The organism is uncultured Caballeronia sp. (assembly GCF_964243625.1).
Taxonomy (GTDB): Bacteria; Pseudomonadota; Gammaproteobacteria; order Burkholderiales; family Burkholderiaceae; genus Caballeronia.
The window spans coordinates 1-9,704 of the sequence record NZ_CAXTGZ010000202.1; the positions used below are offsets into that span (position 1 = coordinate 1).

The following is a 9,704-nucleotide window of genomic DNA, read 5'->3' on the forward strand; positions in this document are numbered from 1 at the left end:
CGTTGCATCCGCTGCTCGCCCGACTGCGCGAAGCGCGCCAGGCAACCGACGCGCTGTTCGCCGTCGTCAAGCCCGAATTCCTGTATGAACGGCCCATTGCCGAACGGCATCGGATCGTGTTTTACATTGGTCACCTGGAAGCGTTCGACCGGAATCTCTTCGATCAGCGCCTTTTCGACCTGCCCAGTCCCAATGCAGAGTTCGATCAGTTGTTCGCGTTCGGTATCGATCCTGTCGACGGCGGCCTGCCAACCGACCAGCCGCAAGACTGGCCGACGCTGGAAGAGATCCGCGCATATGTGCAGCGTATTCGCGATGACATCGATGCGCGCTTTGACCCCGTCGAAATTTCAAACGGTGCAGACAAGGACGGCAGTTTCGTCGAGCCGGCGATCAAGCCGGAGACGTTGCTGGAAGTTGCGATCGAGCATCGGCTGATGCATGCCGAGACGCTTGCGTACATGCTGCACCAGTTGCCGCTACACCAGAAAACTGGCCCGAAGGTAACCGAGCAGGACGCGCGGCATCCCCTCGATACCGGCTCAAAACGCGAAATGGTCCACGTGCCCGCGGGCACGGCCACGCTCGGCCTTACGCGCGAAAGCGGAACATTCGGCTGGGACAACGAGTTTGGAGAACACAAGGTGGACGTGCCGGCATTCGAGATCGACCGCAATATGGTGACGAATGCCGACTGGCTCGACTTCATCCGGGCAGATGGATATTCGAACCGCGATCTCTGGCGCGATGCCGACTGGGCGTGGATCGAGCAGGAAGGCATCGATCAACCCGCGTTCTGGGTCCGGGATTCATCGAATGCGGATGCGTGGAAACTGCGAACCATGTTCGACGAGATTGACCTTCCGGCTGACTGGCCCGTCTACGTGAGCCATGCCGAAGCCAGCGCATACGCAAAATGGGCGGGCAAGTCGTTGCCAACCGAAGCGCAATGGCAACGCGCCGCCGAAGGTGCGCCCCACGCGCAAACTGGCAACTTCGATTTCCGCCGATGGGAACCGTCTCCCGTTCAGGCGCATCCGGAAAACCGCAGCGCGGCCGGCGTGGAAGGACAGTTCGGCAATGGCTGGGAATGGACATCGACCCCGTTCGGGCCATTACCCGGGTTCGAACCGTTCTCGTTCTATCTGGGCTACTCGGCGAATTTCTACGACGACCAGCATTACGTGCTCAAAGGCGGCTCGCCACGCACGGCGGCATGCATGCTCAGACCGAGTTTTCGCAACTGGTTCCAGGCGCACTATCAGTATGTGTATGCCGGGTTCCGTTGCGTGCGCAACTGACGAGCCGTTACAAATATCAATCAATAATACGGATACGGCGCGTAATAAACCGGCGGTGGCGGCGCGTAATACTGCGGCGGCGGTGCGTAGTAGACCGGCTGCGGCGCATAGACTTGCGGCTGCTGAATCGTGTTGCCCTTCGATGTCATGCACTGCGCGTAAGCCGCGTCGTATTGACCTTGCAGGCCTGCCGCCGAATACTGGGCGCTGTTCGCACCCGCCGCGCTTCCAAGCAACAATCCGCTGCCGGCGCCAATCGCCGCGCCCGCTCCCGCATTGCCCGCCGCCGCACCAATCAACGCACCCGCAGCCGCCCCACCGAGCGTGCCCAGCACGCTGCTGTTGACGCTGTTCGTGGTCGCCGCTTGCGCCGCACCTTGCGGATTACCTGACTGATACGCGTAATTACGGCATTCGTAGTCGTCCGCGCGAAAAGTCGCGAGCGGTTCGCCCGAACGCGGCAACGCAACAACACTCGGCCCGCTCGGCGGCACGACCGCGCAACCGCTGACCAACACCACGCCGCCGAGCACGGCTGCGCTGAGTAACTTGCCTGAGTTCATTTCGTGACGATCCAAGGAAACTGAAGTCACGAAAATAGAGCAAATCCGGCCCGATTTGGTTACTCAATGGTTACTAATCATTTCGCCGGCGACTCCGGCCGACCGCAAGCAAAAATCCGAGCAATTCAAACTAACAGGAAAGTCAGGATCTTCACATTAGAAGATGCACTTATTACATCTTCGCTCCTGCGGGCCGAGTATGTAGCTATCAAATGTTATCGATCCATCATCCGCACGATGGGAAGTTGACAACAAAGCGTGCTTTTTCTCGCAACGCACAAAAAATCGCAGGCATCGTCCTGACGAAGGAGACATGCGACATGAGTGAGCCATCCGTGGCCGCTTTATCGCCGGATATGGCCGCGCCGTTGATACGCGTGGCCGGCGTCACCAAGCGATTTGGTGGCGTGCAGGCGCTTCGCGGCGTGAATCTCGAGGTGCTTCCTGGGGAAGTCCACGCGCTGCTGGGCGAAAACGGCGCTGGAAAATCGACGCTCATCAAGATCCTGAGCGGCGTACATGCGTGCGATCAGGGCGTGATCGAGATCGACGGCGCACGCGTCGCGTTCGATTCCCCCGCGAAATCGCGCGATGCCGGCGTCGCCGTGGTCTACCAGGATCTGAGCCTCGTCGAATCGATGTCCGTCGGCGCGAATTTGATGCTCGGCCGCGAGCCGCGCACGCGCTTCGGCTTCGTCAAGAAACGCGAACTCATGGCGCACGTCGGCGAATTTCTGAAGGCGCATGGCATTCCGCTCGATCCGCGCGCGATGGTCGGATCACTGCCGTTCGCGTATCGGCAAATGACGGAAATCTGCAAGGCGCTGATGGGCGACGTGCGCGTGCTCATCCTCGATGAACCCACGTCCGCCCTCACCGGCGGCGAAGAAGAGATCCTCTTCAAGGCGATCCGCACGGTGACGGATCGCGGCGTCGGCGTGATTTATGTGACGCATCGGCTCAATGAAGTGTTCCGTATTTCGCAGCGCGTCACCGTGTTCCGCGACGGCGCCAACGCGGGTTCTTACACGACCGCTCAGACGAACATGAAAGAGCTGGTCGCGGCGATCGTCGGACCGGGACATGCCGCAATGCATGCACGGGAAGTTGCGGCGGGCACGCCGCGCGTGCTCGCTTCCGGTCTCGAGGCGAAACCCGTCCTCACCATGACCAACGTCAGCAACGACCGTCTGCACGACGTCAGTCTCATGGTGCGCCAGGGCGAAATCCACGGACTCGCCGGCTTGATTGGCAGCGGCCGTACGGAAATCCTGCAGACGCTGTTCGGGCTTCGTGCAGTCACCCAGGGCATGCTTGCGATCAACGGACAGCAGGCCGGACGTTTGACGCCTGCCGCCGCCATCAGGCTTGGCGTTGCGCTCGTGCCGGAAGACCGCCACGTCGAAGGTCTCGTGCTGGACCATTCGATAGAACGGAACCTGACGTTGCCGTGGCTCTCGCTTTTTTCGCGTGCGGGATGGCTGCAAAGCCACGCCGCGGCGCGACAGGCGAAAAGCGCGATGAAACTGCTCGCGGTAAAAGCGCCCGGCCCCAATACGCAAGTGAAATTCCTCTCCGGCGGCAACCAGCAGAAAGTCGTTTTTGCGAAATGGAACAACCCGCGCCCCACGCTGCTTTTACTCGATGAACCCACCGTCGGCGTGGATGTCGGCGCGCGCGAAGAGCTCTACGCCGTCGTCCACGACGCTGCGCGCGCTGGGACGGGCGTGCTCGTCGTGTCGTCGGACCTCGACGAACTGCTGCGCCTGTGCGACCGCATTTCGATCGTCGTGGACGGCGCCATCGTCAACACGGTCGATCGCGAAAACGTCAGCAACGCCGAGGCGTTGCATCACCTGATCCAACTCCCTCGTTTCCAGGAAGAGCCTGCAACATGAACGACTCCGTCACGCCGCTCGCGTCCGACCCGCTGACCGCGCAACCGCCCAGCCGCGCGTTGCGAATCGCGCGGCTTTTGCTGCAGGGCGAACGGCCCTACATGCTGTATGTCGCCTTCGCGATCCTGCTGGTCGTGTTCAGCCTCGCGTCGCCGTGGTTTTTGTCCATCGACAACTTTCTCAATATCGGGCGGCAGACGGCGCTTGTATCGATCATCGCGATTGGCATGACTTTCGTGATCATCGCGCGGCAGATCGATCTGTCAGTCGGCTCGACGCTCGCGCTGTCCGGCATGTCCGCCGCGCTCGCAATGGCGCACCTCGGCGACAACTGGATCATCGGCGCGATTGCCGGGATCGGGACCGGCGCGATCGTGGGCGCGATCAACGGCGTGGTCGTGACGCGGCTGAACATTCCATCGTTTCTCGTGACGCTCGGCACGCTCAGCGCCGCACGTGGACTCGCCCTGCTCGTCACCACCACGAAGCCGGTCATCATCACCAACGACTCGTTCGTATCGATCTTCGGCGAAGGCGATATCTTCGGCGTGCCAGTACCCATTCTGTGGACGCTGCTTGCGGTGATCGGCGGCGTCTTGCTGCTGCATTACAGCGTCTTCGGCCGACGGGTTTATGCCGCAGGCGGCAATCCGACCGCCGCGCTCTACTCCGGCATCAACATCCGGCGCGTGACAACGATCACCTTCGTCCTGACCGGCGCGCTCGCGGGTCTTGCGGCGCTCGTGCTCGCCGCGCGCTCGCATGCCGCGCGGCCCGACGTGGTGCAAGGACTCGAACTCGATGTCATCGCCTCCGTGACGCTCGGCGGCTGCAGCCTTTTCGGCGGGCGCGGCTTTGTGCTTGGAACCTTGCTGGGGAGCCTGATCATCGGCACGCTGAACAACGGTCTGGTGCTGCTCGGCGTCAGTTCGTCGCTTCAGCTCGTCATCAAGGGCGCGATCATTGTGGCGGCGGTGGCTTTCACGAAAAAATAACGAGGCACGTCGATGACTCGTGATGCAGGAACCATGACAACGTTTCGCATGGTTCCGTGGTGGTGTGGTTAAAACTCAGTACACAAAATCAACGGAGACAAATCATGGATCATCGTCGTTCATCAACTTTCGTTATTGCGCTGACCGGCGTCGTGGCCGCGCTCTGCACCACATACGCGAGCGCGCAATGCGTGACCGGCTTGCCAGTGGCATCGATCGGACCGTCAACCATCGTGGGCCAGGGACCGAACGGCGAAAAGGCTGCATCGGTCGATACGGTCAAGCTCACCGCCGCCGAAACAGACAAGATCAAGGCAGGCAAATACAAGGTCGGCATTTCCATGCAGACCATGAACCTCGACTGGGCGCAATTACAGGTGGCCGGCATCACGGACACGCTCAAGAAATACAACGTGGAAGTGATCGGCGTGGCTTCGGCGGAATATCAGGTCGACAAGCAGATTGCGGATATAGAGAACACCATTCAGCGTCATCCGGACGGCATCATCTCCATCCCCGTCGATGGCACCGCGACCGCCGCCACCTATAAAAAGGTCTCGCAGGCAGGCATCAAGCTCGTGTTCATGGACAACGTTCCAACCGGTCTCAAGCATCCCGAACAATATGCCGCCATGGTTTCCGCCGACAGCGAAGGCAACGGTCAGATCGCGGCCAAGGTGCTGGCGTCGTGCGTGGCAAAGGGCGGTACGATCGGGCTGGTGAATTTTGGCGTCGATTACTTCAGCACGACAGAGCGCACGAAAGCCGTCAATGACTGGATGAAAAAGAACCGTCCGGACATCAAGATCAAGCAGGTCGCGTTCACGGATCCGTCGAAGGTCGGACAAATCGCAGGCGACTTCCTGACCGGCAATCCGGACGTGAAAGGACTTTTCGCGGTATGGGACCAGCCGGCGCTCGACACGCTCACGTCCATGCGCGCGCAAGGTGTGACGATTCCGATGACGACCGTCGACCTGGGTCTCGAATCGGCAATCGAAATTGCGAAGGGCGGACCGCTGAAGGCAACCGGCTCGCAGCGTCCCTACGATCAGGGCGTGGCCGAAGCCATGGCGATGATGAAGGCCATTCTCGGCCAGACGCCGCCTGCATGGATCGGCGTGCAGTCGTTGCCGGTCGTTCAGTCGAATGTGCTCGAAGCCTACAAGACGGTCTTCAAGAAAGACCCGCCGGCCCCGCTTGCGGACGCATGCAAGAAGGCCGCGCCCGCCTGCGGCTGATCACTTGCTGCTTGTGTTGAGAAGGGTCCCGGCAGCGCATCCAATGTCCAATGTGCTGTCGGGCGCGGTGGTCCAACCCGCCAGCGAATGGCGCGTCTTCTTTCACGCTTGATCCACGCATGACCAAGAACGAACGACTGCGCACGCTTACCGAGACGCTGCGCGAGCAAAGCGTATTGCGCTTGCGTGAAGCCGCAACGCTGCTCGATGTATCGGAGATGACGGTACGTCGTGACATTGCCGCAAGCCCCGGCTTGTTCACCTATCTCGGCGGTTATATTGTTCGGACCTCCGACGTACCCAACCACACAAGCTACACCATCGACGAGGAAAAGGATCATTTCGCCCAGGCGAAGGCCGAAGCTTCCGCAACGGCGGTGCGAATCGTATCGGACAACGAAACAGTTTTCATAGACTGCGGCACGACGCTGACCACGCTCGCACGCATGATTCCGGAGGACCTGCATCTTACGGTGGTCTGTTATTCGCTCAATATCGCTGAAATCCTGCGCCGCAAATCCAACGTGCGAATGATTCTGCTAGGCGGCGTCTATGCTCCGTCGTCGGATTCGTTCGCGAGCGAGGAAAGCATCGACACACTCAAGCGCATGGGGATCAACAAGGCGTTCATGTCGGCGGGCGGGGTGGATGAAACGCGCGGCGTGACGTGCTGGAACTTCCATGAAGTTGGAATCAAACAGGCTGCAATGGCGAGCGCCGTGGAAAAGCACCTCGTGATCGATACCAGCAAGATGGGCAAGGTCAAGGCCGTGCGCTTTTCACAACTTGGCGACTTCGATTCGTTGATCACCGAACGCGGCCAGACCCGCAGACCTCTGACTGCCTGAGCAGAGCGATTCAGCATGATGTCGCGCTATTTCGCGGACATGCCTGATGGCCGTGCGCGTTTCTACTTTCGATAATCTTTGCACGATCATTAAAATAATATTTTTTTAGAGAAAATAAGTAAGGTTTCATATAACATTTTGTCGGCTTATTGCGGGCCGGCACTTCAGTTGTCGAGACCGTCCCGGTGAGCGAATGCCGACTGCAGCCAGCGGCGCCACGCCACCGTTCAAGTGTCGCGAGACCGCTCGCGCGTGCGTTGACGAACCGCCCAGGCCGCAGTTCTCTTCATAAGAACTCGACAATAAATGGACTCGCCGGAGCACGATGAAACGCCACCCCTCCCTGACTCTCGCAACAGCCCTGTCCGCCGCCACACTTCTGCTGATCTCCTGCGGCGGTGACTCGGACGACAAACAACCGGTCTCCACAACACCCACTCAGAACACGGCGTGTCTCGCCGTGGACAGCAACGGATCGAGCGTTGTCATCGGCTCGAATCTGCCGGGTGATCCCTCGCTCCCGGAAGCGGCTTCGGGTTATCGAACAGGTCTCAAGCCGGTTTATTCCAAGACCTATATGGTCACGACATCGAACGCGTATGCGAGCGCCGCGGGTTGCGGCGTGCTCACGAAAGGGGGCACCGCGGCCGACGCCGCCGTCGCCGTTCAAGCGGTACTGGGTCTGACTGTGCCCGAAGCAACGGGACTGGGTTCGGGAGGCGTGCTGCTCTATTACGACGCGTCGAAGAAAGCGGTACAAGCGTACGACGGCCGCGAGACAGCACCTGACGCTGCCACGGAAAACTACCTTCGTTATGTCGATGACAACAGCGACCATTCCGCGCCGCAACCGAGCGCACGGGCAAGCGGCCGCTCGATCGGTACGATCGGAGTGCCTCGTCTTATCGAGGCGCTGCAGCGCGATCACGGCAAGCTCGCGTGGAAAGACTTGTTCGGCGACGCGATCTCGCTTGCGTCCAACGGGTTTCCTATCGGCGGACGGCTGGCCAGCGCAATTGCATCGAATGCAAGCAGCCTCAAGCGCGACCCCGAAGCCGCGGCCTACTTTTTCAACGCGGACGGATCGCCCAAGGCTTTGGGCACGGTGCTGAAGAATCCCGCGTATGCCGCGACGCTTCAGGCGATGGCGAACAACGGCGCAAATGCGCTGTACTCTGGCCAGATCGCACAGGACATCGTGACGAAGATCGCGGTGACTACCGGCGCCGATGGATCGAAGATCACGCCGGGCAAGACCACGCTCGCCGATCTCGCTGGTTATCAGGCAAAGGTGCGCGAGCCGATTTGCACGACGTACCGCAGCTACTGGATCTGCGGCATGCCGCCGCCGTCGTCGGGTGGCATTGCGGTTGCGTCCGCGTTGGGGATTCTCGAGAACTTCAATCTCCAGCAGCAAAAGCCGACAGCCATCGATCTTGAAGGCGGCAAGCCCACGGTTCAGGGCGTCCACCTGATTACTGAAGCCGAGCGCCTCGCGTATGCGGACCGCGACAAGTACGTGGCCGATACCGATTTCATTCCGCCACCGGGCGGCACGTGGAACACGTTGCTCAACAAGCCGTATCTGCAGAGCCGCGCTGCGTTGATCAACTTGAACAAGAGCATGGGCACCGCTGCGGCAGGCAACTTCGGCGCGGTTCCGCTTGGCGTGGATAAAACGCTGATCGAACACGGCACGAATCAGTTCACCATCGTGGACGGTAGCGGCAACGTGGTGACGGCGACCACCACGGTGGAGTCGAGCATGGGCTCGTTTCACATGACCAACGGCTTCCTGCTAAACAACCAGCTCACCGATTTCTCCGCGAGCCCGACCGATACCACCGGCGCTCTCGTCGCAAATCGTGTGCAGCCTGGCAAGCGGCCGCGCAGCTCGATGGCCCCGACGCTCGTCTTCAAGATCGCCGCCGATGGATCGAAGGGCGACTTCGTGATGGCGACGGGTTCGCCCGGCGGCGGCACGATTCCGCAATATGTGGTCAAGACGGTTGTCGGCGTGCTCGACTGGGGCCTGGACGCGCAGCAATCGGCGAATCTGGTCGACTTCGGCGCGAGCAATAGTCCGACTACGACGGTAGGCGGCGAGCATCCGAACATCAACACGTCGAACGGCGGCGCGAACGATCCGTTGCTCACCGGTTTGACCGCATTGGGTCATATCGTGTCCACGGCAGCCCAGGCAAGCGGCGTCAATACGATTCTGCGTACGGGCGTGAATCAGTCGAGCGTCCTGCAAGGCGGCACCGATCCGCGCCGTGAAGGTGTTGTGCTCGGAGATACGTTCACCCCGTGACCGCTTGCGCGTGCATTCTTTTTAGCTCGAATGCACGCGTTTATAGATCAGGCGGAACACCTCACGGAATCAATCCGGCGGCGCGGTAGGCCGCCACCGCTTGATCAAATAACGCGATGTTTCCCCGGCCTCTAGCGACAAGCTGAGCGCCCTCGATCGCTGCGTATATCGCAAGCGCCTGATGCTGAATCGCCTCTTTGCTCGCCTTGGTTTTCCTGCGGGACAGCACTTCGGCAAGCCATGCGACATTGACACTGATGAAGCGATTCACTTCCGCGCGCACCTCGTCGGGCAAGTCGTCATGCTCCGCAGACATCAGTCCGACAAGGCACATCCGGTTCTCGTTCACTAACGCTGCCCGGAATATCCCCGCATAAGCGTCGATGCACTCGCGCACCGTCCTGGACGACGCGAGTATTTGCTCGAACGCGGCGACGCCGTCTTCCGTATAACGCTGCGCAAGCGCTGCGCCAAGATCGCCTTTCGTCGGAAAGTGATGATGGATGCTCGCGCTGGACACACCGACTTCCTTGCCGATTTCCCG

Annotated in this window: 8 protein-coding genes; 6 read left to right on the forward strand and 2 right to left on the reverse strand. The window is 60.5% G+C overall.

Features of this window, described 5'->3' with window-relative positions; all coding sequences use genetic code 11:
- Positions 1–2: 2 nt before the first annotated feature.
- Complete coding sequence (locus tag ACFFAR_RS15380) at positions 3–1,301, forward strand: SUMF1/EgtB/PvdO family nonheme iron enzyme (RefSeq protein ID WP_174363147.1); 1,299 nt, start codon at positions 3–5, stop codon at positions 1,299–1,301.
- 20 nt (positions 1,302–1,321) lie between these two features.
- Here ACFFAR_RS15380 and ACFFAR_RS15385 read toward each other — a convergent pair whose 3' ends face one another.
- Entirely contained in the window at positions 1,322–1,864 is a 543-nt protein-coding gene (locus ACFFAR_RS15385) for a glycine zipper family protein (protein ID WP_062003401.1), read from the reverse strand.
- A 320-nt stretch (positions 1,865–2,184) separates the two neighbouring features.
- Between ACFFAR_RS15385 and ACFFAR_RS15390 the strand changes: the two genes are divergently transcribed.
- The 5 genes from ACFFAR_RS15390 to ACFFAR_RS15410 all read left to right on the forward strand — a co-directional run bounded on the left by ACFFAR_RS15390 (position 2,185) and on the right by ACFFAR_RS15410 (position 9,160).
- Positions 2,185–3,762 carry an ATP-binding cassette domain-containing protein gene (locus tag ACFFAR_RS15390; RefSeq protein WP_174363146.1) on the forward strand — a complete coding sequence of 526 codons (1,578 nt, stop codon included), beginning with the start codon at positions 2,185–2,187 and terminating at the stop codon, positions 3,760–3,762.
- The gene (locus ACFFAR_RS15395) at positions 3,759–4,757 is read left to right on the forward strand and encodes an ABC transporter permease (protein ID WP_174363145.1); all 999 of its coding nucleotides are present in this window, start codon (positions 3,759–3,761) and stop codon (positions 4,755–4,757) included. The genes ACFFAR_RS15390 and ACFFAR_RS15395 overlap by 4 nt, the downstream gene beginning before the upstream one ends.
- Positions 4,758–4,861: 104 nt before the next feature.
- Positions 4,862–5,998, forward strand: coding sequence for a substrate-binding domain-containing protein (locus tag ACFFAR_RS15400; protein ID WP_174363144.1), 1,137 nt, complete (start codon positions 4,862–4,864; stop codon positions 5,996–5,998).
- Positions 5,999–6,117: 119 nt separating this feature from the next.
- On the forward strand, positions 6,118–6,846 hold the full coding sequence (locus ACFFAR_RS15405) for a DeoR family transcriptional regulator (protein ID WP_174363143.1): 729 nt from the start codon (positions 6,118–6,120) through the stop codon (positions 6,844–6,846).
- 325 nt (positions 6,847–7,171) lie between these two features.
- On the forward strand, positions 7,172–9,160 hold the full coding sequence (locus ACFFAR_RS15410; RefSeq protein WP_174363142.1) for a gamma-glutamyltransferase: 1,989 nt from the start codon (positions 7,172–7,174) through the stop codon (positions 9,158–9,160).
- A gap of 61 nt (positions 9,161–9,221) precedes the next feature.
- Here ACFFAR_RS15410 and ACFFAR_RS15415 read toward each other — a convergent pair.
- A partial coding sequence (locus tag ACFFAR_RS15415) for a TetR family transcriptional regulator (protein ID WP_174363141.1) occupies positions 9,222–9,704 on the reverse strand: 483 nt, incomplete at its 5' end.